Annotated in this window: 21 protein-coding genes, 1 tRNA gene, 1 pseudogene and 1 riboswitch; of the genes and pseudogenes, 21 read left to right on the forward strand and 2 right to left on the reverse strand. The window is 54.0% G+C overall.

The features are described 5' to 3' along the window. Positions 1 to 67: 67 nt before the first annotated feature. Positions 68 to 1537, forward strand: a complete 1470-nt coding sequence (locus FAP39_RS12990; RefSeq protein WP_138016830.1) for a M20 family peptidase — start codon at positions 68 to 70, stop codon at positions 1535 to 1537. 270 nt (positions 1538 to 1807) lie between these two features. Here the strand turns inward: FAP39_RS12990 and FAP39_RS12995 are convergent. After that, positions 1808 to 1883 (reverse strand) — tRNA-Lys (locus FAP39_RS12995). A 150-nt stretch (positions 1884 to 2033) separates the two neighbouring features. Between FAP39_RS12995 and FAP39_RS13000 the strand changes: the two genes are divergently transcribed. The 4 genes from FAP39_RS13000 to FAP39_RS13015 are packed head-to-tail and all read left to right on the forward strand — an operon-like array spanning position 2034 to position 6496. Continuing rightward, positions 2034 to 3683, forward strand: a complete 1650-nt coding sequence (locus FAP39_RS13000) for a PAN domain-containing protein (protein WP_138016831.1) — start codon at positions 2034 to 2036, stop codon at positions 3681 to 3683. A 43-nt stretch (positions 3684 to 3726) separates the two neighbouring features. Next, a complete protein-coding gene (dapF, locus tag FAP39_RS13005; RefSeq protein ID WP_138016832.1) occupies positions 3727 to 4557 on the forward strand; it encodes a diaminopimelate epimerase in 831 nt (276 codons plus the stop codon). Further along, positions 4557 to 5813: a tRNA (N(6)-L-threonylcarbamoyladenosine(37)-C(2))-methylthiotransferase MtaB gene (gene mtaB, locus FAP39_RS13010; protein WP_138016833.1), complete on the forward strand. Its 1257-nt coding sequence runs from the start codon at positions 4557 to 4559 to the stop codon at positions 5811 to 5813. The genes dapF and mtaB overlap by 1 nt, the downstream gene beginning before the upstream one ends. Positions 5814 to 5848: 35 nt before the next feature. Further along, a complete protein-coding gene (locus FAP39_RS13015; RefSeq protein WP_138016834.1) occupies positions 5849 to 6496 on the forward strand; it encodes a glutathione S-transferase in 648 nt (215 codons plus the stop codon). 45 nt (positions 6497 to 6541) lie between these two features. Here FAP39_RS13015 and FAP39_RS13020 read toward each other — a convergent pair whose 3' ends face one another. Then, complete coding sequence (locus tag FAP39_RS13020; protein ID WP_138016835.1) at positions 6542 to 6979, reverse strand: 6,7-dimethyl-8-ribityllumazine synthase; 438 nt, start codon at positions 6977 to 6979, stop codon at positions 6542 to 6544. An 81-nt stretch (positions 6980 to 7060) separates the two neighbouring features. Further along, positions 7061 to 7223, reverse strand: a riboswitch (FMN riboswitch). A gap of 62 nt (positions 7224 to 7285) precedes the next feature. Here FAP39_RS13020 and FAP39_RS13025 point away from each other — a divergent pair. The 16 genes and pseudogenes from FAP39_RS13025 (at position 7286) to FAP39_RS13100 (ending at position 24470) form a co-directional block, all read left to right on the forward strand. Next, positions 7286 to 7918, forward strand: coding sequence for an FMN-binding negative transcriptional regulator (locus FAP39_RS13025; protein WP_138016836.1), 633 nt, complete (start codon positions 7286 to 7288; stop codon positions 7916 to 7918). Further along, positions 7915 to 8462, forward strand: a pseudogene (locus tag FAP39_RS13030) (glutathione S-transferase family protein). The gene FAP39_RS13025 and the pseudogene FAP39_RS13030 overlap by 4 nt, the downstream one beginning before the upstream one ends. 349 nt (positions 8463 to 8811) lie before the next feature. Then, on the forward strand, positions 8812 to 9372 hold the full coding sequence (gene petA, locus FAP39_RS13035; protein WP_138016837.1) for a ubiquinol-cytochrome c reductase iron-sulfur subunit: 561 nt from the start codon (positions 8812 to 8814) through the stop codon (positions 9370 to 9372). An 11-nt stretch (positions 9373 to 9383) separates the two neighbouring features. Then, positions 9384 to 10697, forward strand: a complete 1314-nt coding sequence (gene petB / locus FAP39_RS13040) for a cytochrome b (RefSeq protein WP_138016838.1) — start codon at positions 9384 to 9386, stop codon at positions 10695 to 10697. 16 nt (positions 10698 to 10713) lie between these two features. Beyond that, a complete protein-coding gene (locus FAP39_RS13045; protein ID WP_138016839.1) occupies positions 10714 to 11505 on the forward strand; it encodes a cytochrome c1 in 792 nt (263 codons plus the stop codon). Positions 11506 to 11685: 180 nt separating this feature from the next. Next, positions 11686 to 12294: a bifunctional nicotinamidase/pyrazinamidase gene (gene pncA / locus FAP39_RS13050; protein WP_138016840.1), complete on the forward strand. Its 609-nt coding sequence runs from the start codon at positions 11686 to 11688 to the stop codon at positions 12292 to 12294. Between the two features lie 125 nt (positions 12295 to 12419). Further along, positions 12420 to 13712: a nicotinate phosphoribosyltransferase gene (pncB, locus tag FAP39_RS13055; protein WP_138016841.1), complete on the forward strand. Its 1293-nt coding sequence runs from the start codon at positions 12420 to 12422 to the stop codon at positions 13710 to 13712. Between the two features lie 205 nt (positions 13713 to 13917). After that, positions 13918 to 16011 carry a 3-hydroxyacyl-CoA dehydrogenase NAD-binding domain-containing protein gene (locus FAP39_RS13060; protein WP_138016842.1) on the forward strand — a complete coding sequence of 698 codons (2094 nt, stop codon included), beginning with the start codon at positions 13918 to 13920 and terminating at the stop codon, positions 16009 to 16011. A gap of 10 nt (positions 16012 to 16021) precedes the next feature. Further along, entirely contained in the window at positions 16022 to 17191 is a 1170-nt protein-coding gene (locus FAP39_RS13065) for an acetyl-CoA C-acyltransferase (RefSeq protein WP_138016843.1), read from the forward strand. Positions 17192 to 17203: 12 nt separating this feature from the next. Continuing rightward, positions 17204 to 18400, forward strand: coding sequence for an acyl-CoA dehydrogenase family protein (locus FAP39_RS13070; protein WP_138016844.1), 1197 nt, complete (start codon positions 17204 to 17206; stop codon positions 18398 to 18400). A gap of 10 nt (positions 18401 to 18410) precedes the next feature. Beyond that, the gene (locus FAP39_RS13075) at positions 18411 to 19541 is read left to right on the forward strand and encodes an acyl-CoA dehydrogenase family protein (protein WP_138016845.1); all 1131 of its coding nucleotides are present in this window, start codon (positions 18411 to 18413) and stop codon (positions 19539 to 19541) included. Then, entirely contained in the window at positions 19538 to 19966 is a 429-nt protein-coding gene (locus FAP39_RS13080) for a PaaI family thioesterase (RefSeq protein ID WP_138016846.1), read from the forward strand. The genes FAP39_RS13075 and FAP39_RS13080 overlap by 4 nt, the downstream gene beginning before the upstream one ends. Next, entirely contained in the window at positions 19963 to 20751 is a 789-nt protein-coding gene (locus tag FAP39_RS13085) for an oxepin-CoA hydrolase, alternative type (RefSeq protein ID WP_138016847.1), read from the forward strand. Before FAP39_RS13080 ends, FAP39_RS13085 begins: the two co-directional genes overlap by 4 nt. 2 nt (positions 20752 to 20753) lie before the next feature. After that, the gene (locus tag FAP39_RS13090) at positions 20754 to 22271 is read left to right on the forward strand and encodes a class I adenylate-forming enzyme family protein (protein WP_138016848.1); all 1518 of its coding nucleotides are present in this window, start codon (positions 20754 to 20756) and stop codon (positions 22269 to 22271) included. Positions 22272 to 22319: 48 nt separating this feature from the next. Beyond that, on the forward strand, positions 22320 to 23108 hold the full coding sequence (locus FAP39_RS13095) for an IclR family transcriptional regulator (protein WP_138016849.1): 789 nt from the start codon (positions 22320 to 22322) through the stop codon (positions 23106 to 23108). A gap of 126 nt (positions 23109 to 23234) precedes the next feature. After that, positions 23235 to 24470, forward strand: a complete 1236-nt coding sequence (locus tag FAP39_RS13100) for a serine hydrolase domain-containing protein (protein ID WP_425471430.1) — start codon at positions 23235 to 23237, stop codon at positions 24468 to 24470. The last annotated feature ends 62 nt before the right edge of the window (positions 24471 to 24532 follow it).

Here is a 24532-nt window from a genome sequence, read left to right on the forward strand (position 1 = left end):
TCTTGCGAAACATCCCCAACCCAATAGTGTTTTTCCCGAGTATCTGGAAAAGCTGGGGAGCTATGCCATGTGGAAAAAACTAATCGCGCTCGTGTGCGTTTTGATTTTGGGGCTGGCTGGGATCCTTGCAATCAACACAATCCGATATTCTGCGGCACCCGAACCGCTCGCGGCGGTCGAACTTCCGGATGTGGACGGGGAACGAATAGCGTTGCAGCTCAGCAAGGCCGTGCAATTCAAGACAATATCGTTTGAACAAACGGCTCAGTCCGAGCGCCCCGCTGATTTTCAAAATTTTGTCGATTTTCTGGATGCCGAGTTCCCAAATGTTCAGGCAGCGACTGAAAAGACAATGATCGGGGAATTGACGCCGCTTTACATGTGGCCCGGGTCTGACCGGTCTCTCAAGCCCGTGCTGCTGACGGCACATTACGATGTGGTTCCTGTCGCAAACGCGTCACCTGATAATTGGGACTATCCACCTTTTGCAGGCACGATTGCGGACGGGCAGGTGTGGGGACGTGGCACGCTGGATGACAAAGGCGCATTGATTGCAATGATGCATGCGGCTGAGCGTCTGATCGGTCAGGGGTTCGTTCCCGAAAGAACAATTTATTTCAGTTTTGGGCATGATGAAGAAATCAGCGGTAAGCATGGCGCCGGTGGTGTGGTCAAATATTTTGAACAGCAAGGTATCTCGCTGGCTTGGACATTAGACGAGGGCTCGATGGTGCTTCAGGATGTGATTCCGGGCCTGAGTCAGGACGTGGCCAGCATTAACGTGGCGGAAAAAGGCTATGCGACGGTGGACATAATCGCGACAGCCGCTGGCGGGCATTCGTCGCTGCCCCCCAGAGAAACCGCTGTGGGCACATTGGCCAAGGCGATCACGGGCTTACAGGCGGCCCCTATGCCCGGTGGGCTGACGGATACATCCAAAGATTTTTTTGATGGTATAGGGCCGCATTTTCCGTTGGTTCAACGGGTTCTCTTTGCAAACCAGTGGTTGTTTGGCGGAGTCTTGGAATCAGTACTTTCCAAGTCGGCAGCCACGGATGCGATGTTACGAACGACGATTGCGCCAACGATGCTGTCTGGATCAAGCAAGGAAAATGTATTGCCTCAAGAAGCCGTCGCAACGGTCAACTTTCGACTGCATCCCCGCGATACGATCGAAGGTGTTCTTGAGCATGTGCACGACCATGTGGATCATACCGGAGTAGAGGTGTCGTTACGTGAGAATAGCGCTGCAGAAGCAAGTGGCGTGTCACGCTCTGACAATGCGGCGTATCAACTGTTGTCACAAACCTTTAGTCAGGTATTCGACAATGTGATTGTTGTGCCCGGCCTGACAATTGCAGCAACCGACAGCCGCCATTATTCAAAGATCGCGGATGACAGTTACCGGATTAACCCGTTTGTGCTGCGCGGCGAAGATATCCCGCAAATTCACGGTGCAAATGAACGCTTGTCTATTAAAAACATGGTATTAGCAGTTCAGTTTTACACATTGTTGATGCAAAATTCCGGCGCATAAACGCCGGGATTTCGATGAAAATGTGCACGTAACGCCCGAGATGTTTCGCCCATTGGATGCCTGTGGGCGAAATGACTGTGTTGCATCAGATTTCAGTGATCTCGCTGGGGGTAACGCACAGGCGTCATTTTATGAAATGGGATGTGCTCGGACATATTTAGCGCTCTGACATCGAAGGTGTATGCCTAATGCTAAAAACCGACACAAAGTAGGCAGGTCCATCAAATGCAAAAGGCTCAGGCGTTGCCGCCTGAGCCTTTTTGTACAAAGTGGTGAGCCGTGATGGGTTCGAACCATCGACCTACTGATTAAAAGTCAGTTGCTCTACCAGCTGAGCTAACGGCCCACTCTGTGGCGCGGTTACTATGCTGAGAGATCAGGGCGGTCAAGGCAGAAAACACAAGAATTTCACTTTTCGTCTATCCGGTCAGAATTTGACAGAATCTGTAGCGCTGGCGCAAGCTATCAACACCTCATTCAACGCAGGAATTTTAACATGAAAATGCTAGGGCTACTTCTTGGTGTCTTGCTTGGGTTTGCATCGGTTTCTCATGCCGGAGAGTTGCGACTGGGCACCACAGATTTTTGCCATTGGGAGTTTTCAGGCGAAATTGTCAAAGGTGATGCCGCGAAAATTGACAAAATTCCCCGAGGGTCTTTTGGCCGTCGGCTATGCCTAAATAGCCCGGGCGGAAGCTTGTCCGAAGGATTGGCGATCTTTGATTTGATTTGGGATTCGAATATTTCCACAACAGTCATGCCTGGCGACCGTTGCGAATCCGCGTGTGCAATCGCATTTTTGGGTGGTTCGTTGTTAGAGGGCACAGATGTCACCCGACAAATGGATCGGATCATGTGGGTGGGATCAAAACTGGGTTTCCATGGCCCAAGTCTTAACTTGAAAACCGGACAGGCGTATGTCGACCGCGATTTGAACCGGGCCTTTAAGACAGCCATCAGCGCCGCCGCGCGATTGTTCGAAGTGAATCGCGTTCAAGACAGGGGGGATCGTGCGATGACCGATCATCTGTTGCATCGCTGGCTGAACACCGACCCCTCAAGCATGTATTTTGTCGATACCGTTGGGGATGCGATTCTGTCAGATATCCCCGTGGGTGGCATCGATTTCGATATCAAGCTGCGCACGGATCACATTAAAAACGTGTGCGATAATGTCTACCTCAAAGGAAGTTACCCTTCGGGCAGTGGGCTTTCGGGGACCATTCACAGTGATTTTACGACTTCCGCAGAGCTCTTGACCTCGTATCGAGATGATCCGTGGCGCGAAGAAACCCAAGTCCTTGCCGAAGTTGTCGATGGAACCCTTCGGGCGTTTGCCGGCCCTTATCCCTCTGGAACAAAGTATTTTATGAACGGTTGCCTTGTCGAATTCGATGTGAATTCTGTCCGCGGTTTTTTGGCCGAAGATTACTATTACCAGAAAGTTCCGATCTCAGTTAGGATTGTCCATTACACGTCGCCCCCTGAAAGCATGGCAATGCTTGATGCGTGGAGCCAAGAACGCGATGTGCTTCAGCACCGCAGTCTGGATCCGATCTATCTGTTTTCATTTGATACAACGCTTGATGAGCTTCCCAAAAGCGCCGAACAGCGGTTGGCCGTTCTGCGCCCCGCGCGGACGGATAAAGACGAAGAGGGGTGGGAATATTTCAAGCTTATTTCATATTATCGGCGTGATTTGCCCGGAGGCGATATTGGCAGCCTCAAGACAGAGGATGTGAATGATTGCGCGATTCAATGTCTGGGGAATGAAAGCTGTATCGGTTTGACGATGGATCGTTGGAACAACATCTGTTTTCTCAAGGGACAAGATGCCGTCAAAAGCAAGCTGCGCCTTCACCCCAAAGCAGAGACCTATCTCAAGGCTGACGTCGCCTTTGATATGATTGAGGATTCGCGAGCTGCGATCATGAAGCATCGCAAAGGAAAGGGATTTGAAGGGTACGCATATGAAACATTCGATGCCGCAACCTACGAGGTGTGTGCAGCCCTATGTTTGGCGGACCAGAGCTGTATGGCGGTGAATTTTCGACCTGCTCAGAAAAGCTGTGAAAAATTCGCGGACCCCCCCGAGTATTTTTCCATGGAGGGGGTGGAAATGGGGCTGAAACTTCAGGTCGATTGAGACTCATATAGTCAATCATGATCAAAGCCCTTATATGCGCCCTATGATCGCGCGAAAAAATACCGGATTGCCCTTTGAAAAGATGCACGGGCTGGGAAACGATTTTGTCGTCGTGGACGCGCGTGCGCGTGAGATCCCGATGCCCGAAGCATTGGTGAAAGCCATCGCAGACCGACATTGCGGTGTTGGCTTCGACCAACTTGCTGTCATTTCCAAGGGGGCGCATGACGCCCATCTGACATTTTATAATGCTGATGGTTCGATCTCTGCGGCCTGTGGAAACGCGACGCGCTGTATTGCTCGCAAGCTGATGAATGAAAGCGGTCTTACCACCCTGCGTCTGACCACGGATCGCGGCATGCTTATGGCGCGCGATGCGGGCAACGGGTTGACGTCGGTGAACATGGGGCAACCTCAGATGGATTGGCAAGAGATTCCATTGGCCCACGAAATGGATACTTTGCAGCTGCCAATCGAGGGCGCACCAACGGCGACGGGGATGGGTAATCCGCATTGTACGTTCTTTGTGCCGGATGTGGATGCCGTTGATCTGGCGGCGTTTGGGGCGCGACATGAACATCACCCGCTCTATCCAGAGCGGACAAATGTACAGATCGCCCAGATCACGGGCCCAGATCGGATTCGGATGCGTGTCTGGGAGCGGGGCGTGGGAATCACCCTTGCGTCTGGTTCATCGTCATGTGCGACCGCTGTGGCGGCGACGCGCCGCGGGCTGACCGCTCATAAGGTTCAGATCGATCTGGATGGTGGTTCGCTGCACATCAACTGGTCCGAGGATGGCGTCTGGATGACTGGCGGCACAACACATGTGTTCTCTGGTGAATTCACACGGGATTTTCTGGAGTCTATCTGATGGCGATGCCCCCCAAGTTCACGACATTGGGATGTCGGTTGAACGCATATGAAACCGAAGCGATGAAAGAGCTTTCCGAGGAAGCGGGCCTTGAGAATGCCGTCATCGTAAACACCTGTGCGGTGACATCGGAAGCCGTCCGCAAGGCACGCCAAGAAATTCGCAAGCTGCGGCGCGAAAATCCCGATGCGCGTATCATTGTCACGGGCTGTGCGGCCCAAACCGAACCCGAGACCTTTGCGGCCATGGGCGAAGTCGACAAGGTGATCGGCAATACCGAAAAAATGCAACGCGAGACGTGGCAAGGTATGGCTGCCGACTTTGTCGGCGATACCGAAAAGGTACAGGTCGACGACATTATGTCGGTGACCGAGACCGCGGGCCACTTGATAGATGGGTTTGGCACGCGCAGCCGCGCATATGTGCAGGTCCAGAATGGGTGTGATCATCGGTGCACGTTCTGCATCATCCCATACGGACGTGGCAATTCGCGTTCCGTTCCGGCGGGTGTTGTGGTCGATCAGATCAAACGTCTTGTCGACAAAGGCTATAACGAAGTCGTTTTGACGGGCGTGGATCTCACCAGTTGGGGTGCGGATTTGCCGATGGAGCCACGTTTAGGCGATTTGGTCCTCCGCATTCTCAAACTGGTTCCTGATCTACCAAGGCTGCGCATCTCGTCGATCGACTCGATCGAAGCAGATGATGCCTTGATGCAGGCAATTGCCACCGAACCACGGCTTATGCCGCATCTTCATCTGTCATTGCAGGCAGGGGACGATATGGTTCTCAAGCGTATGAAGCGCAGGCACCTGCGTGATGACGCCATTCGGTTCTGTGAAGACGCGCGCAAGCTACGGCCTGATATGACATATGGTGCCGATATCATTGCGGGCTTTCCGACAGAAACCGAGGCCATGTTTGAAAACAGTCTCAAACTTGTCACCGAATGTAACCTGACATGGTTACATGTGTTTCCGTATTCACCGCGTCTAGGCACGCCAGCCGCGCGCATGCCACAAGTCAACGGAAACGATATTAAATCCCGTGCTGCGCGCTTGCGCGATATCGGACATACGCAAGTGGAGCACCATCTCGCGGCGCAGATAGGCAAGGATCATCATGTCTTGATGGAAAATCCGCATATGGGACGCACCGAGCAGTTTACAGAGGTAAGCTTTGCCAAGGCTCAAGTTGAAGGCAAAATCGTGGACGCGCGTATATTGGGACGCTCGGGCCACCAGTTGATGGCATAGGCCGGTGTTGCGCCGCACACAGGAGAAGAGTTGACATGTCCCCAATTCTGTACAGCTTTCGCAGATGCCCCTATGCGATGCGCGCACGTCTGGCACTGACAAGCGCGCAAATTCGCGTTGAACTTCGTGAGATTTTGTTGCGCGACAAAGCGCCAGAGTTTTTGGCGATCTCACCCAGTGCAACGGTTCCTTGCCTGCAAGTCGGTGATCTGATCGTGGATGAAAGTCTGGATATTATGATTTGGACGCTCTCACAGGCTGACCCCGAAGGTTTGCTTGATATGCCGGACGTAGGTTACGACATCATCAAAGTTTTCGACGGTCCTTTTAAGACGGGACTGGATCGCTACAAATACCATACCCGATATCAGGGGGCTGTGCGCGAGGACGAACGCGCCGCTGCCGCTGCTCATCTGTGGGACCTTGATGCGCGCCTGAAGGGACAGGCTTGGCTATTTGGTGACAGGCCAACGCTCACTGACCTCGCTGTGTTGCCGTTTGTGCGCCAATTTGCGTTTACCGATAAGGCATGGTTTGACGCCCAAAACTGGAGGCATGTGCACGCGTGGCTTGAAGCGTTTTTGACCTCGGACCGATTTGGTCAGATTATGACGAAATACCCAAAGTGGGTGTTGGGAGATGCTCCGGAATACTTTGGCAATCCACTGTCCACAGCCGAATAGGTTGGGGCGCCATGGTGACGCCCCAATCATATTATTGGGGGCGCGCTAAAACTTGGTCAGGTTTTCGCGAAGCGCGCATATCGACAGTGCTGATTGTGCCGCCTCGCGTCCTTTTTCGACAAAATGCGCTGCATATATTGTGTTGTGATGATCCGTATCTTGATAGTGGTGTGGGGTCAGAGACACCGATAGAACGGGAATGCCGCTATCAAGACTTGCCCGCATCAAGCCATCTACAACAGCTTGAGCCACAAAATCATGGCGATAAATGCCACCATCGACGACCAAAGCCGCTGCGACAACGGCCCGATATCGTCCGGAATTCGCAAGATCGCGTGCCACAAGGGGCATTTCAAACGCGCCGGGCACGTCAAAAACATCCACATCGTTGCGGTCAATGAGTTCGCAAAACCCTGCCAATGCTTGATCCACAATCGAACCATGCCAGTTAGCCTTGATAAATGCGTATCGGGTGGGTGTCATAAGTGATCTCCTTTCAGGTACAGACACGTCACCCAAGGCGATCACGAACGCCAAGTCACAAGCCAAAGCTCGCGTCTTGTCGTACGTTCTCTTCCATCCGGACTATGACCGTCGGCTCTGGAATTGCACCAGATCTGCTGACATCTCTGTTGCGGTGTGATCCGCGCCTGAGACCGCTCGCGGGCTCGCAGGATTCAGCCTGCATACCGCCGGTGGGGAATTTCGCCCCGCCCTGAGAACAGCGCGACCTTGCCAACTTGCTGTAGACCTTGCAACATCAAATTTTGGAATTGGAGACCAAACGACATGCATCCGAATCCTTCTTTCCGAGCGGTTGAGACACAAGAAAATATTGCCTTTGCCCGCGAACGCGGGTTTGGAACGCTTGCCGTGTCAATTTCGGGCGAGGTCATGCTGTCGCATATCCCCTTTTTGATTGCCGAAGATGGTCGCAGTCTTGAGCTGCATCTGGTTCGCTCAAATCCGATCGCGCGCGCCCTGGGTGACCCCTTGAAAGCCACAATTGCCGTATCTGGCGCCGATAGCTATATCTCGCCGGACTGGTACGGCATAGAAGATCAGGTGCCGACGTGGAATTACGTGGCGGTGCATCTCAAGGGTGAAATTGAACCCTTACCGCAGGACGCGCTGCCGCCGCTTTTGGGGCGATTGTCTGCGCATTTTGAGCAGATGCTTGCCCCGAAACCTGAGTGGACTCAAGACAAGATGTCCCCCGAAGCCCTGACCAAAATGATGCGCATGATTCAGCCCTTTCGCATGTCGATTGCGGATGTGCAGGGGACTTGGAAACTTGGGCAAAATAAACCCGACGATGTTCGTACACAGGCCGCAGACTTTGTGGCTGGCTATGGTCTGGGCAATGAAACTCGCCTTTTGGCGGCCTTAATGCATTCACCAACAGGAAAGATGCCCTCATGAAACTAATTTCTGCCAGTGCCTCGCCGTTTGTGCGCAAGGTGCGCGTCCTGCTCCATGAAACCAACCAANCAAAGCCGCAAACCCCGTTGGGAAAATTCCAGCGCTTATCCGAGAGAATGCGCCAGCGCTCTATGACAGCCGCGTGATTTGCCGGTTTCTTGACGCGCGTGTGAATGCGGGCCTCTATCCCGAGGCTGTGCTGTGGGATGTCCTGACACTCGAAGCGACGGCAGACGGCATCATGGATGCGGCCGTGTTGGTGACGTACGAAGGACGTCTCCGCAGCCCCGAGATGCAAGATGAAGCCTGGCGTGAGGCGCAATGGGACAAGGTTGCCCGTGCGATATCGGCGTTGAACTCTCGTTGGTTAAGCCACCTTGCCGGTCCTTTGGACATGGGGCAAATCGCGGTGGCATGTGCGCTGGGATATGTTGATTTTCGACATGATGCGCGCAAGTGGCGGCGCGGGAATGACGGCCTTGCACAATGGTACGACGCCTTTTCCAAGCGCGACAGCATGATAGCGACCGTTCCAACCGCATAATACGGGTTCTCGGCGGGGCAGAGTGTGTGCGCCGCCGCAATTCGAGTCGAATTTGGAGGAGCCTGCGTTTTTGGCGAATGCAGTCGAATCGCGGGCTATGACATGATGATCTTGCGCGTTGAGTATTCCAAGGTGGTTGGTTTTATGGTGAAATTCCGGCTCTGAGCGCGCGGAAATCCAAAATTTCGTGCGATATATGCGCGACAGAGGGACGCGAGGGGATTGAACAGGTGAATGTTCTCTGGACGGGTTGCGCTGGCTTCGCTAAATAGCGGCGTGGAAAGGCTGCGTTTTTGCGCGGCCCCAACCGATATTGGTCGGGATCCGGCCGAAAAATGGAGAGAACCTCGTGTCCCACGCAGAAGATCACGAAGGCACCCGCAGAGACTTCCTCTACTACGCCACCGCTGGCGCAGGTGCAGTGACCGCAGGTGCAGCCGTCTGGCCGCTGGTCAATCAAATGAATCCCTCGGCCGATGTTCAGGCCCTGTCGTCGATCCATGTCGACATCTCAGGAATTGAGCCAGGAACACAGCTGACCGTGAAATGGCTGGGCAAGCCGGTGTTTATTCGCCGCCGTGTTCAAGCAGAGATCGACGCCGCGCGCGAAGTTGCGCTGGCCGACCTGATTGATGACAACGCACAGAACCGCAATGACATGGCTCTGGATGCGATGGACCAAAACCGTACGTTGGACGAAGCTGGCGAATGGTTGGTCATGATTGGCGTATGTACGCACCTTGGCTGCGTGCCAATCGGTGATGGCGCTGGTGACTTTGGTGGTTGGTTCTGCCCATGCCACGGGTCGCACTATGATACTTCTGGTCGTATCCGCAAAGGTCCGGCCCCCGAAAACCTCTGGGTCCCCGTGGCCGCATTCGTCGACGAGTCGACGATCAAACTGGGATAAGGAGAGCACATATGTCCGGAATTCCCCACGATCATTACGAGCCCAAGACGGGCGCAGAAAAATGGCTAGACGAGCGTCTGCCAATTGTCGGCCTGCTCTATGGTACGTTGATGATCCCGACCCCGAAAAACCTGAACTGGTGGTGGATCTGGGGCATCGTATTGGCATTTTGCCTGGTGCTTCAAATTGTAACCGGCATCGTTTTGGTGATGCATTACACACCGCATGTTGATCTGGCCTTTGCCTCGATCGAGCACATCATGCGTAACGTGAATGGCGGTCATATGATCCGTTATATTCACATGAACGGCGCCTCGTTGTTCTTCTTTGCTGTTTATATCCACATCTTCCGCGGTCTTTTCTATGGTTCCTATAAGGCGCCACGCGAAATCACGTGGATTGTTGGTATGCTGATCTTCCTTATGATGATGGGCACAGGCTTTATGGGCTACGTTTTGCCTTGGGGTCAGATGTCATTCTGGGGTGCGACAGTTATTACAGGTCTGTTTGGTGCGATCCCGTTCATCGGTGAAGCCATTCAAACATGGCTTTTGGGTGGACCAGCAGTTGATAACGCAACGCTGAACCGCTTCTTCTCGCTGCACTATTTGCTGCCATTCGTGATTGCGGCTCTCGTCGTAGTTCACATCTGGGCGTTCCACACCACTGGCAACAACAACCCAACTGGTGTTGAAGTCCGTCGTGACAGCAAAGAAGTCGTCAAGAAAGATACGCTGCCATTCTGGCCATACTTTGTGATCAAGGATTTGTTCGCACTGGCGGTTATTCTGGTTGGGTTCTTTGCGGTTGTTGGCTTTATGCCGAACTACCTTGGTCACCCTGACAACTATATCGAAGCCAACGCTTTGGCGACGCCTGCACACATCGTTCCTGAATGGTACTTCCTGCCGTTCTACGCGATCTTGCGTGCTTTCACTGCCGATGTTTGGGTTGTGATGTTTGCAAGCTGGATCACTGGCGGCATCGTTGATGCGAAATTCTTTGGTGTTTTGGCCATGTTCGGCGCGATTGCGGTTATGGCGCTTGTGCCTTGGTTGGACACATCACGTGTTCGCTCTGGTCGCTTCCGTCCGCAATTCAAGTGGTGGTTCTATCTGCTGGTGATCGACTTTGTCGTTCTGATGTGGGCGGGTGCTATGCCTGCGGAGCCTCCCTATTCGATCATCTCTTTGATCGGTGCAGCATACTGGTTTGGCTATTTCCTTGTGATCCTGCCAATTCTGGGTGTGATCGAAAAGCCGACGACACCGCCGGCCTCGATCGAGGAAGATTTCGAAGCCCATTACGGCAAACCTGCTGAATAAGAAGGAAAACAGGATAATGCTTAAGAAACTTAGCATCGCTGCTATTGCTGCCCTGTCCTTGACGGCAGGTGGCGCAATGGCCGCAGGCGGAGAAAGCCACATTCACGATGTGGATTTCTCTTTCGAAGGACCATTTGGCAAGTTCGATCAGAACCAGCTGCAACGTGGTCTGCAAATCTACACCGAAGTCTGTTCGGCGTGTCACGGTATGCGGTATGTTCCACTGCGCACGCTGGGTGACGAGGGTGGCCCACATCTGCCCAAGGACCAAGTGCGCGCCTATGCGGCAGAGTTCGACATCTATGATGCCGAAAAAGACGAAGATCGTCCGCGTACACCGGCTGATCCGTTCCCAATGAGCGGTGATCCCAACGCGCCTGACCTGTCCTTGATGGCCAAGGCACGCGCGGGCTTTCATGGCCCCCAAGGTACGGGCCTGAGCCAGCTTATCAATGGCATGGGCGGTCCCGAGTATATCGTCTCGCTCTTGACTGGTTACACCGGTGAAGAAAAAGAAGAAGCGGGCACGACGTTCTATGAAAACACCGCCTTCCCAGGTGGCTGGATTTCTATGGCGCCTCCGCTGGCCGGTGAAGATGTCGATTTCGCAGATGGCCACAGCAACGAACTGCACCATGAAGCCGAAGACATTGCGGCCTTCTTGATGTGGACAGCAGAACCCAAAATGATGGCTCGCCAAAAGGCAGGTTTCGTGGGTGTTCTGATGCTGACCCTTCTGTCCGTTTTGTTGTATCTGACCAACAAGAAGCTTTGGGCGCCGATCAAAGGCAAAAAGTTCCAAGGCTGATATCGGCCTCTTGAAGACATGAAAATTGAGCCCCGTCAGAACGTCTGGCGGGGCTTTTTTGTGGATCACCGGACAGGGGGTTCATGCTGATCGCGTCTTGTTTGCGAAAATTCACCCGACCGGCAGATATTGACCGCTCCAATCGGCGTGATATCCATGATGCAACCACAGGAGCGCCCCATGACCAACGCCTTGATCGTTATTGATGTCCAGAATGATTTTTGCCCAAACGGCGCCCTCGCCGTGCCAGATGGGGACGCGATTGTTGCCAACATCAACGCGTTGATGGAAGAGTTCGATGCAACGATCCTGACCCAAGACTGGCACCCCAACGGGCATTCTTCGTTTGCGTCGTCGCATGCAGATGCTGCGCCGTACTCGGGTGTTGAAATGCCATACGGGCCGCAAGTTCTTTGGCCAGATCATTGCGTGCAGGGCACCCATGGCGCAGAGTTCCACTCCGATCTGAATGTGGATGCGGCTGATCTTATCGTGCGCAAGGGCTATAATCCGGCGATTGACAGCTATTCAGCCTTTTTTGAGAACGATCAGGTGACACCAACGGGGCTCGAGGGGTATCTGCGGACGCGCGGTATCACAGATGTCACCCTGGTCGGTTTGGCCACTGATTTCTGCGTAAACTTCTCGGCGCAAGATGCGGCGCGGCTTGGGTTCAATGTAACTGTGCGTACAGATTTGTGCCGTGCGATCGATCTGGATGGGTCTCTGACAGCAGGCATCGAAGAGATGGAAAAGGCAGGCGTGATTTTGAAGACCGCGGAATCATGATGTCGTCTGCGTCAAGACCGCGTCCAACGCGGGAATTTGTCCGATCAGGATGCGCGAGCGGATATGGCTTGCGTCACTCCAGACAAGTTGGCACAACTTTGAACTGATATAGTCAGGAGTCCGTCATGGTTGATATCGCAACGCGGGTCTGGAACCACAAATGGAAGATCGATCCGATTGTACGATCTCTGATCGACAATGACTTTTACAAGCTGTTGATGTGCCAGTCTGTTTTTAGAAACAAGTCAGATGCCACGGTCACATTCAGCCTGATCAACCGATCCAAAGACATTCGTACTGCTGATCTGATTGATGAGGGCGAGCTGCGCGAGCAACTGGATCATATTCGATCGTTGTCTCTGACGCGTGGCGAGAGTACGTTCCTGAGGGGGAATACCTTTTATGGGAAACGCCAGATGTTTCGGCCGGACTTTATGGAGTGGTTCGATAACCTTCGCCTGCCCGATTACCATTTGGAAAAACGTGACGGTCAGTACGAGCTCACCTTTGAAGGCAAGTGGCATGAAGTCATGCTATGGGAAATTCCTGCCCTTGCTGTGCTGATGGAGCTGCGAGGTCGTGCGGTGCTGCACGACATGCGCAGGTTCGAATTGCAGGTCCTCTATGCACGTGCAATGACCAAGCTGTGGCAAAAAATTGAACATCTCCGAGAAGTTCCAGACTTGCGGATTGCAGATTTCGGTACGCGGCGACGGCATTCGTATCTGTGGCAGGACTGGTGTGTGCAAGCGATGCACGAGGGTTTGGGTGACAAGTTTGTCGGGACATCAAACTGTCTGATTGCGATGAAGCGCGATATCGAAGCCATCGGTACAAATGCACATGAGTTGCCCATGGTGTATGCGGCGTTGGCGCCGGATGATGATGCCTTGGCGCGTGCGCCCTATCAGGTTTTGTCGGACTGGCAGGAAGAGCATGATGGAAATCTGCGCATAATCTTGCCGGATACATATGGCACCGAAGGCTTCCTGAAAAATGCGCCGGACTGGCTGGCGGGCTGGACAGGAATTCGCATTGATTCCGGTGATCCAGCAACGGCTGCCGAAGTTGCCATCAAGTGGTGGCAGGATCGCGGTGAAGACCCACGTAGAAAGTTGATCATTTTCTCTGACGGGCTTGATGTGCAAAAGATTGTTGAGCTTCAGTCACAATTTGCGGGGCGTGCCAAGATTTCGTTTGGGTGGGGAACCCTTTTAACGAATGATTTCCGAGGCTTGACCGAACATGATGCGCTGGCGCCATTTTCCCTTGTGTGCAAGGCTATCAAGGCGGATGGGTATCCGACCGTGAAATTGTCAGACAACCCAAACAAGGCGATGGGCCCGATGGACCAAATTGACCGCTACAAGCGCGTTTTTGGGGTTGGCGAGCAAAAGCGCATGGAAGTGATCGTCTAGATCACGCTTTTCACCCTAATTGGTTTCATCTTCGATCCGGCGATTTTGTCGGGCCTGAAATTATGCGCGGATTTGCCGTGACGTAGGGTTACAAATATTCGATATAGGGAGACGAAATTTCACATAGTAAAATTAAACCCAAGAGGATAACTGATTCTTTAGTGAATTTACTAAGCTTCAGCACAGGGTTTCGAGGAGGAACACCATGAGCGCACCTGTAATTATGACCGTTGAAAATGGCATTGCCGTTATTGAAATTAACAATCCACCCGTGAACGCGCTGAGCCAAGCCGTGCGTTCGGGTTTAATCGAATGCGTGCGCGAGGCTGATGCCGATGGCGCCGTCGACGCGATTGTCATCTATGGTGCGGGTCGCACCTTTATTGCCGGTGCGGACATCAAGGAATTTGGAAAACCTCCTCAGGAACCTCATCTGCCTCCGCTTATCTCCGAGATGGAAGCCGTGTCGACGCCGACCGTTGCCGCATTGCACGGCACGGCGCTGGGCGGTGGTCTGGAAACCGCGTTGGGGTCACATTATCGGATCGCGCTGGCGTCCGCACGATTTGGGCTTCCCGAAGTCAAGTTGGGCCTGTTGCCGGGTGCGGGCGGGACCCAACGTCTGCCGCGTGTGATCCCAGTGGCCAAAGCCGCCGACATGATCACATCTGGCGCGATGATCGGCGCCAAAGAAGCGTTGGACTTGGGTCTGATTGATGAAATTGCCGAAGGTGATGATATTCGCGCGGCAGGCATCGCATTTGCGCAAGACTTGGTCAAAGCAGGGAAAGGCCCCCGCCCGACAAATGCACGTCCTTGTAATCCGGTAACCAGCGACGAGATGGCAGCCATTCGCGCAAAGGTCACCAAGGCCGCACGCGGTTTGATGGCTCCAGTGTCATGTATCACAGCGCTAGAAGCGGCCGTGTCTATGCCGTTTGAGGATGGTCTCAAGCGGGAACGCGAACTGTTTATGGAGTTGATGCAAACCGACCAACGCAGTGCAATGATCCATGTCTTTTTTGCCGAGCGCAAAGTTGGAAAGATTGCCGAAATCGAAGGCGTTGCACCGCGCGATATCTCTCAGGTCGGTGTGATCGGTGGTGGAACCATGGGGTCCGGTATCGCGACAAGCGCGTTGTTGGCCGGCCTTGAGGTCATTCTGGCCGAACGCGACGACGCAGCAGCCGCGCGTGCCTTGGAAACAGTGGGCAAAAACTTGAGCGGAGCCGTCAAGCGTGGCAAGCTCAGTCAGGCCAAATATGATGCGATCATGGCGGATCAATTCCGTACCACGTTGGATTACGCTGATTTCTCAAATGCGGATTTGGTGATCGAAGCTGTGTTTGAGAGCATGGAGGTCAAACAAGACGTATTTGGGAAACTGGACGCGATCTGTAAGCCTGGCGCAATTTTGGCATCCAACACATCTTATCTGAATATCAACGACATCGCGGCAATGACCAAACGCCCGCAAGACGTGGTTGGACTGCACTTTTTCTCGCCTGCGCACGTTATGAAATTGTTGGAAGTCGTCGTCGCTGACAAAACCGCACCCGACGTGGTGGCATCTGGTTTTGCGCTTGGCAAACGGATGGGGAAAATCGCGGTACGTTCCGGCGTTTGTGATGGCTTTATCGGCAACCGCATTATGAATGCTTATGCCAAGGCCATTAACGGCACGGTTTTGGCAGGCGCGAGCCCCTATGACGTGGACCGCGCGATGGAAAATTTTGGCCTTGCAATGGGCCTGTTTTCGGTTGCTGACCTCGCCGGGCTCGATATCGGATGGGCAAACCGCAAGCGGATGGCACCCAATCGCGATCCACGTGAGCGGTACGCGGAATTTGCTGACAAAATTTGTGAACTTGGGCGATACGGTCGCAAGACCGGCCGTGGCTTTTATGTCTATGAAGAAGGCAAGCGCGGCGGCACCCCTGATCCCGAAGTTCTAGAGGTCATCGCGCAAGAACGCGCGGCCAAAGGTATTCAACCTACGGAAATGAGCGACCAGGACATTATTGACCGCTATATGGCGGCGATGATTAACGAAGCAGCACGCATTGTGGGCGAAGGCATCGCGCAGCGTCCTCTGGACGTCGATATTACGTTGCTCAATGGCTATGGATTTCCACGTTGGCGCGGTGGGCCGATGCAATATGCCGACACCGTTGGTCTTGAAAAGGTTCTGAATGATATCAAAACCTATCAAAAAGAGGACGACTACTTTTGGCAGCCGGCGCCTCTGTTAGAGCAGTTGGTGGCTGAAGGTAAAACATTCTCTAGCTTGAACGGGTAAGGAAATCATCATGAAACAGGCCGTTATTGTCTCAACCGCCCGTACGGGCCTCGCCAAATCTTTTCGAGGAGCATTTAATCAAACACATGGGGCGACATTGTCAGGCCATGCTGTTGAGCATGCGGTAAAGCGTGCGGGCATTGATGCCGCGTTGATTGAAGATTGTTATATGGGGTGTGGGTTTCCCGCAGGCGCAACGGGTGCAAATATTGCCCGTCAGGCCGTGATCCGCGCCGGTCTGCCTGTGTCGGTTTCGGCCGCCACGGTAAACCGGTTCTGCTCTTCTGGTCTTCAGGCCGTGGCGATGGCGGCCCATCAGATCGTGCTAGAGGGCGCGCCAGCAGCGATTGGGGCAGGCGTCGAGAGCATCTCGCAAATGGGTCAGGAAAAATCCGTAGACCCGTGGATCATGCAGCACAAACCCGAAGTCTATATGACCATGATCGAGACTGCGGACATTGTGGCCCAGCGATATGGGATCAGCCGTGAGGCGCAAGATGAATTGTCATTGGTCAGCCAGCAACGCACTGCCGCCGCGCAGGCATCTGGCAAGTTTGACACTGAAATTGTGCCGATCAACGTGACACAAGCAATCAAAGACAAAGAAACAGGCGAGATCAGCCACCAAGACGTGACGTTCTCGATGGATGATTGCAATCGACCCACAACAACCCTTGAGGGGCTTGCATCTCTTCAACCTGTGCGGGGCGAAGGCCAGTTTATTACCGCCGGTAATGCGTCACAGCTATCTGATGGGGCGGCAGCGCTTGTCTTGATGGATAGCGATGTGGCCGCGCGTGAAAACGTGACACCTCTTGGGGCCTTTAAAGGGTTTGTCGTGGCAGGATGCGAACCGGATGAAATGGGCATCGGGCCTGTGTTTGCGGTTCCAAGATTGCTTGAGCGGCATGGATTAACGGTGGATGACATCGACCTTTGGGAATTGAACGAAGCCTTTGCATCTCAGGCCTTGTATTGCCGCGATCGCTTGGGAATTGACCCCGAAAAATGCAACGTGAACGGTGGGTCGATTTCGATTGGTCATCCATTTGGCATGACGGGCGCACGTATGACCGGCCACCTTATGTTGGAAGGCCAGCGTCGCGGCGCGAAGCTGGGTGTGGTCACCATGTGTATCGGTGGTGGCATGGGGGCTGCGGGCCTGTTTGAAATTTTCTAAAGGAGACGCCAGATGGATCTGAATTACTCACCCGAGGAACAGGCGTTTCGTGTCGAAGTGCGGCAGTGGCTCTCTGATACGCTCCCGCGAGACCTGAGCGAAAAGGTACGCTTGGGCAAACGCCTCACCAAAGAAGATTCGGTCCTCTGGCATCAACTTCTAAACGCCCGGGGTTGGCTGGCACCTAACTGGCCCAAATCCCATGGTGGCGCTGAATGGAATGCGGTTCAGCGGCAGATATTCGAGGAAGAAGCCTGTTTGGCACACGCGCCACGGGTGGTTCCGTTTGGATTGTCAATGTTGGCGCCTGTTCTGATGGCCTTTGGTTCTGAAGAGCAGTGCCAGCGGTTTTTGCCGCGCATCTTGTCGGGTGAAGACTGGTGGTGCCAAGGATATTCAGAACCCGGTGCTGGGTCTGATCTGGCGGCGGTCAAAACACGCGCTGTGCGTGATGGCGACAGCTATGTGGTCAACGGGCAAAAAACGTGGACTACGCTGGGCCAGTACGCCAACTGGATTTTTTGTCTGGTGCGGACAGATCCTGATGTCAAAAAACAAGAGGGCATTTCGTTTCTGCTCATCGATATGAACACACCCGGCGTCACTGTGCGCCCGATTGTGCTGATTGACGGCGGGGCTGAGGTCAACGAGGTGTTCTTTGATAACGTGCGCGTTCCTGCTGAGAACCTTGTTGGGGACGAAAACAAAGGCTGGACATACGCCAAGTATCTTTTGACGCATGAACGGACCAATATTGCAGGTGTCGGGTTTTCAACGGCGGCGCTTGAGACGCTCAAGGACGTAGCTGGCAAGGTGCAGGCGGGTGGTAAACCATTGGCGCAGAATCCATTGTTTGCCGCGCGCGTTGCGCAGGTTGAAATCGACTTGATGGCGATGGCGACGACGAATTTGCGCGTGGTATCCGCCGCGGCCAAGGGGCAAGCGCCGGGTGCCGAAAGCTCGATGCTTAAAGTTAAGGGAACGGTGATCCGCCAAGAACTTACGGCGTTGCTGCGGCGTGCTGTTGGGCCGGACGCCATGGCGTTTCAGCCGGATTATCTGGAGGGGGGCGACAACGTTGACATGATGGGCCCTGAACATGCTGCCAGCGCGGCACCCAGCTATTTCAATATGCGCAAACTTTCAATTTTTGGTGGATCGAACGAAGTGCAACGCACGATCATTACCAAAGCTATTCTGGGGCTCTGAGGGGGCAATGATGGATTTCAACCTGACCGAAGAGCGCCGCATGCTGCAAGATACCTTGCGCCGGTTTTTGTCTGATACATATGATCACGAACGTCGCAACAAGGTGATCGCTTCTGGCGCCGCTTACGACACAGACACCTTTCAATCGTTGGCAGAGCTGGGGGTTTTGGGGGCGTTGTTCCCTGAGGCACAAGGCGGCTTTGGCGGCACAGGCTTTGATCTGGCGACCGTGTTCGAAGAACTGGGGCGTGCTGGAACCATCGAACCGGTTCTCACTACGTTGCTGGCCGGCGGGGTCGTTTCCGATCTGGCGGGGGACAGCCAAGCGGATTTGATTTCTTCCATCATTGATGGCGGCACGGTTGTCGCATTGGCGCATAGCGAACCCCAGTCGCGCTATGATCTGGAAAGCGTCGCCACCGTAGCCTCCTCAGATGGGGCAGATGTAATCCTAAGTGGAACCAAAGCCCATGTGATCAACGGAGCACAGGCGCAAATGCTTGTCATCACCGCGCGCGAGCATGGGGAACAAACCGATGTTGAGGGCATTTCAGCGTTTTGTGTGCCGATAGATGCCAAGGGCGTCACGGTTGTCGACCATATCAATGTGGATGGCACATCGGCCGCGACCGTGGTTTTGGATGATGTGCGTGTCCTGTCCCAAGCGCGTTTAGGTGCCGCCGGAGCCGCGTATGACGTCATTGAGTTGGCAACCGCGCGTGCAACACTTGCTGTCTGTGCCGAAGCGTTAGGCGCCATGGAATCCGCCAAAGCTTTGACGATTGATTATCTCAAAGAGCGCAAGCAATTTGGAATCGCGATTGGCAAATTTCAGGCGCTGCAACACCGAATGGCGGATATGTTGATCGAAGTCGAACAGGCGCGATCAGCGGTTGTAAACTTGGCAGGTCATATAGATGCACCGCGTAACGAGAGAGAACGCCATGTGAGTGCGGCAAAGAACCTGATTGGCCGCGTGGGCGCAATTGTGGCCGAAGAATGCATTCAAATGCATGGTGGTATTGGCATGACAAACGAATATGCCCTGTCACATTTCGCGCGACGTATCACGATGATTGACCATCAATTTGGTGACGTGGACCATCATCTGGAACGGTTTATCGCGTTGTCTGTGCAATGACAGAGCCTGTTCCAACCCGAACGCCACTGCCTCTGGCAGGTCTGATCGGCTTCCGAGTAGAGCTTGAGCCCGATGTCACACAAGCGCATTGTATTCTGGATATCGGCGATGTGCATCTGAATCGACATAATGTCTTGCATGGTGGCATCATCTCTACCTTGCTTGATACCGCCAGCGGTGTGACGGCAAGTTTGACGGTTGATGATTCCGGCATGACGCCTTTCACGACAGTGTCCCTGAATGTGAATTTCTTGGCCCCTGCGACACATGGGGAAGTGCGTGCCGTGGGACGCTTAACTGGCGGTGGTCGCAGCCTTCAATTCATTGATTGTACGTTGCGGGATCAAAATGGTCGGTTGATCGCCACATCTACGGGTGTTTTCAAGCGCGTTAAGGCCCGCGCGCCCGAGCAGTCAACGTCATGACAGAGCTGTATCGCCACGAGATCATCGACGACCACTTGATCATTTGGAACTGCAACGGTGCGATGCGAAATGCATTGTCTCCGTCCTATTATGCTGGGGTGATGTCGGGGTTGGCACGCGCCAGCCAAGATGCCTCTATTTGCGCCGTGATCTTGGCGGGGGAAAATGGATTTTTCTGTTCGGGCGGTGACTTGAACACGTTGCAAAAACGCCGAGAGATGTCGCAGGCTGAACGTAGCACCCAGATCGAAAATCTGCATGACATTGTTCGTGGCATCCGAGCCTGTCCAAAGCCGGTGATTGCTGCCGTCGAGGGGGGCGCTGCAGGGGCAGGGCTGTCTATTGCGCTGGCATGTGACATGATTGTTGCTGCCGAAGATGCGGCGTTTACTTTGGCGTATGTCAAAGCAGGCTTGGTGCCAGATGGCGGTGCCACGCACGCATTAATGCAAGCCCTGCCGCGTGCCGCTGTGTCTCGGATGGCCATGTTGGGGCACCCGATGTCCGCGCCCAGATTTTACGAATTTGGCCTTGCTAGTGACTTGGTTTCTGCTGGCGCGGCTGTACCGCGCGCTCAGGAACTGGCCCAAGAGATCGCACGTGGCCCCGAGTGCGCAATCGCGAGCATCAAGGTCTTGATGAACACGGCTGAAACTGGGTCATTGCACGAGCAGTTAAACGCAGAGCGCGACGCGATGGCGGCGGCGCTGGGCGGAGACGAGGCCTTGGCGGGCATCTCCGCGTTTCTGGCTAAGCAAAGGCCGGTTTTCAGAAAGAAGGGTTAAGCATGAACCGCATACACACTTTGATCGAGACAGCTGCGCAGATGTCGCCAGAAAAAATGTGTATGGAGGCACCCAACGGTGAAAAAATCACATGGAATCAACTATGGCTGGCAGTAAAACAAGCCGCTGACGACCTTGTGGCACAGAACGTCAAAGCCGGAGATCGCGTGGTGATCGTGTCTGAAAACTGTGCCGAAGCGGTGGCGTATTTTTTCGCGACGAGCCTGCTTGATGCGATGGCTGTAATGGTGAATGCGCGTTTGACACCTATCGAGCTGGATCGGATCATTTCTCATGCCGATCCAAGTGCTGTGGTGTTCACAACCTCTATATCTGATGCGGCCACAGAGCATGCGCAGGCGCGTGGTGCGGATACAATCCCAGGAGTGTCCGGTGACGTTGCAGTGCTTGCAAGATCGGGGTCAACGCCAGAACCTGTCTATCAAGAGCCCGCGGAGCAGGTGGCTCTGTTGTTGTATACCTCTGGGACGACAGGTGCGCCAAAAGCGGCGATGCTGACGCATAAAAATCTGCTTAGTGCAGCCAAAGCCGCCGCGACACTCCGGGGTATTGTGCCCACTGACGTGGTGTATCTGGCGCTACCGTTGTCACATATTTTTGGCCTCATTGCGCTGTTGTCTGTTTGTTTTGCCCGCTCGTCCATGCGTCTCGAGGCCGGTTTCTCAGTTCAACGCTTGTATGATGCCCTGCAGGTGGATGTGACAGTACTGCCTGCCGTTCCGCAAATGCATGCCCATTTGTTTCACTATGCGCGCGCCCATGACATGCCACAATTTGCAGGGGGGCCGCTACGGTTTGTGTCGTCTGGCGGTGCACCGCTTGATCCCGTTTGGAAACGCGAAGCAGAGGCGTTTTACGGGCTTCCTTTGCAAAACGGGTACGGGCTGACTGAATGTGCGGCCGGCGTATGCGCCACGCTGAATGAACTCGGCGATCCAGATATCAGCGTCGGGAGACCGATGCTGGATAGCGTGCTACAGATTGATCTGGATGCGAACGGCGCGCATGCGGATCAAGGGATCGGAGAAATCCTTGTGGGTGGCCCGCAAGTGATGAAGGGATACTTCCGTGATCCAACACAAACTGATCGCGCACTGACCTCGGAAGGGTTTTTCCGAACTGGTGATCTTGGCCGCATCGATCCCGAGGGGCGTCTTCATATTGTTGGACGCACCAAAGAGCTGATTATCCGATCTGGATTCAATGTGTATCCTGTGGAGATCGAAGCGACCCTGACAGAGCACCCTGATGTGATCGTTGCAGGCGTTGTCGGGCGCGCAACTGACGGCAACGAGGAGGTTCTGGCCTTTGTGAAGATTGATCGCGACAGCAGTTTGGATGAAGCTACGCTGAAGGCATTTGTTCAGGAACGGTTGGCGCCGTACAAACGACCGACCCGCATTATCCTTGCCCATGATTTACCTGCGGCCCCGACCGGAAAAATTCTCAAGGCCAAACTGATCGAAACCTTCATGGATCAACTCGAAGAACATGGATGAATTGTTGCTGTTTGCACTACAGATGAAATCAATCACGAGATCGCGACGATGAGTATTGAAAAGTCCGACAAACGCTTTGCATCGACGCTTGCGCGTGGCCTTACCATTTTACGCATTTTTAGACCTGTAGATGATGGTCTGAGCAATCTGGAGATATCACAGCGCTCAGGTATTCCCCGCCCCACTGTGTCGCGTCTGACATATACGCTGTGTGCGTTGGGGTATCTGACCCACGGCAAAAGGCATGACAAATACAGATTGGGCCCGGCGGCGTTGGCGTTGGGGAATATCGCGGCGGCGTCATTTGATTTTGTTCATACGGCCACCCCGATCATGCAAGGTTTGGCGGACAATACTGGGACATTGATTGCTGTGGCGATTCAGGATGATGGCGGAATGTTGTTGGCCAAGACGTGGCGGCCTGCCGGATCCCCTCCGATCTGGATGGATGCTGGATATCGTATGCCGATGGATGGATCATCCTGTGGCAAGGCATTTCTGGGTGCGTTGAGTCCCAAGGAATTCCAGACGTTTTTGACGCGGCAAGGGGATGCAGGCCCTGATCAACTGGATGCACTTTATGATTTGCATGCGACGGCGCGAAAAGAGCTTGGCGCACTGGGGTTTGCGATGACCTGTGGCGAAGGACGCTATACGCAGGCAATTCATGCCGCAGCTGTTCCCTTTCGCCCAAGCGAATTTGCCGAGCCGGTGGCGTTTTTGACGGGTGGCCCGGCAAGCGCGTTAAGTGACGCACATATTCGCGATGTTGTCGGGGCAGAACTGGTCGCTGCAGTTGCAGAATTACAGTTGCGGATGGAACAACCCGCTACATAAGTCGCAATCGCGCGCCCTAAACTACGTATTTTTGCGGCCTTGCCCGTGTCCGATGTCGACGGCAAGGTAGACCCCACAAAGGCGCTGTTGCCGTGATGATGATCTGAAACGATGGGAAATTGATTTATGCATGTGGTCGATCCAATAAGCCAAGGTTTTGACGTAGAGAGACTAGGCCGGATTGCCACTTGGATGGACAGTTATGTGCAGTCCCGCAAATTCGCTGGCAGTTCGCTATTGCTTGCGCGAGGCGGTGAGGAAGTCTTCTTTCATAAGACAGGTTTGCGGGATATCGCTTCTCGGGCTTCGTTCGAGCGTAATACCGTGGCCCGCATCTATTCAATGACCAAGCCGGTGACCTCGGTGGCAATCATGATGCTGGCAGAGCGCGGTCTGTTTCACTTGGATGCACCCGTCAGTAATTTTATCCCCGCGTTCTCGAATATGCAGGCCTTGGTGGAGGGCGCGACCAGCATTGATCAAACCGAAGCCTGTGCGACGCCGACACTGCACCAATTGATGACTCATACCGCGGGTCTAAGTTATCCCTTTAATCCTGGGGTGTTGGCACAGGCGATGGATCAGCAAAGCTTGATCTTTGGCCCTCAGCAGGGTGTGTTAGAGACGGTTGTTGATCAGGTCGCAGCGCTTCCCTTAGCGTTTGCACCCGGTACACGGTGGGAATATTCGGTGTCGATTGATATTCTTGGCCGTGTTGTTGAAATCGTATCGGGCAAGTCTCTATCCGAGTTTTTCCGTGATGAGATACTGGGTCCGCTTGGCATGCACGAAACGTCATTTTCAGTATCACCAGAACAGAACGCGCGTTTTGCGTCGCTGTATACACCGTTGGCAGGGGATGCGATGGCGCTCAATTCCGCAAGTGCCGGGCAAGAAACCTTGCGGTGCGTCGATCATGTGACGGACTCGGCATTTGTGGATGCTCAAACCTATTCCGGCGGTGGTGGATTGGTCGGAACAATTGATGATTATATGAAATTCGCCGAAATGCTTCGGGGGCACGGCGCGCTGGGCGACGTGCGGTTGCTTTCACCCAAGACGATGTCGTTTATGATGTCGAACCACTTGCAAGGCGACATTGCATCCATGGGCCCCCAGAGTTTTGCCGAACAGCCGATGGAAGGTATGGGCTTTGGCCTTGGTGGGGCGGTTGTACTGAATCCGGCACTGGCGCGCTGCGCAGGCAGCGTCGGGGACTTTAGTTGGGGCGGGATGGCCTCGACCTTTTTCTGGGTAGATCACGCGAACGACATGAGTGCCGTGTTTTTCACTCAGCTTTCCCCATCAAGCTCTTATCCAGCCCGTGCAGAATTAAAGGCATTGGTGCATGCAGCAATGTGAAGTGGTCCGGCAAATTCGGACAGCGTGCTAAGATGTATCCAACCCGATTGAATGGATACAAG

This window comes from Shimia litoralis (genome assembly GCF_005518135.1).
GTDB classification, from domain to species: domain Bacteria; phylum Pseudomonadota; class Alphaproteobacteria; order Rhodobacterales; family Rhodobacteraceae; genus Shimia_E; species Shimia_E litoralis.